An 896-nucleotide genomic window follows, 5' to 3' on the forward strand; every position below is an offset into this window, starting at 1 on the left:
CCTTAAATTGAGCAATCCTGATGTTGCAAATCCTGCTATTAGTTGGGCCATACTTACTTCCATTATCATAGTAGCCGTTATTACAGTTGTGTTTCTGAAGTTCACAAAAGAGCTGCCAATAGGAAAATTTTTCAAATTGGCTTCTTACATGGTAGCAGCCCTTGCAGTAGTATTGACAGGTAAAGGAATTATGGCTTTTCAGGAAGCAGGTTATATTTCAATTTTACCCGTTGATTTTGCTCCCCGTATAGATCTATTGGGTATCTATCCAAATTTACAGGCTATTTTGGCGCAACTTTTTGTATTCGTTATTATACTATTTTTCCATTGGCGGAATCGGAATCAAAAAAGCAATCTGCAACCCTCACAAGAATTGGTGACAGAAGAGTAAAATCGAAAAAATCAACAAATACTCGTAAGACAGCTGTTCCGGTTCTCGTCCTGGATGATCACCCTGCTTGCTGTCATACTTATAGGAAAAGGTATACACTATTCAAGAATCGGGTTTACTCTCTGCTACTATGATTCCGTATCAAATGAGAATAGAATAGTTGGGGATTTATACTACCGTGGAATCTATTTTGGGGCAGAGCATTTTATTGATATTTATCCTGGGCTTGTGGTATATAAATGCAGTACGTAAGAAGTCCATAGATAGTAAAAATATTCTAAATTTTTTATCGGATTAACTAGTTGGCTGATGTCCCTGTAATTACTGGAGCAGTTCGTAAAACTGTAGTCCTTTACTCAAGTTGAAGTACAATTTAATGATAGCTAAATCTTTAAAAAAGGTTACTTATGGTTCGAAATTTATTTTTACACTTTCAACTAGTAAGGTTAAAGAAATTAATTGGTCCTCCTATCTTTTCCCTACACCGATTAGGATAACTTACTGG

The 896-nt window shown here is 35.8% G+C and carries 1 protein-coding gene; it reads left to right on the forward strand.

Going from position 1 to position 896, the window contains the following annotated elements; translation table 11 throughout:
* The coding region (locus RM549_RS19375) for an FTR1 family protein (protein ID WP_432264727.1) at positions 1 to 391 on the forward strand (391 nt) is incomplete at its 5' end.
* Between the last annotated feature and the right edge of the window lie 505 nt (positions 392 to 896).

It is taken from the genome of Autumnicola patrickiae (assembly GCF_031846525.1).
In the GTDB taxonomy this organism is placed as follows: Bacteria; Bacteroidota; Bacteroidia; order Flavobacteriales; family Flavobacteriaceae; genus Autumnicola; species Autumnicola patrickiae.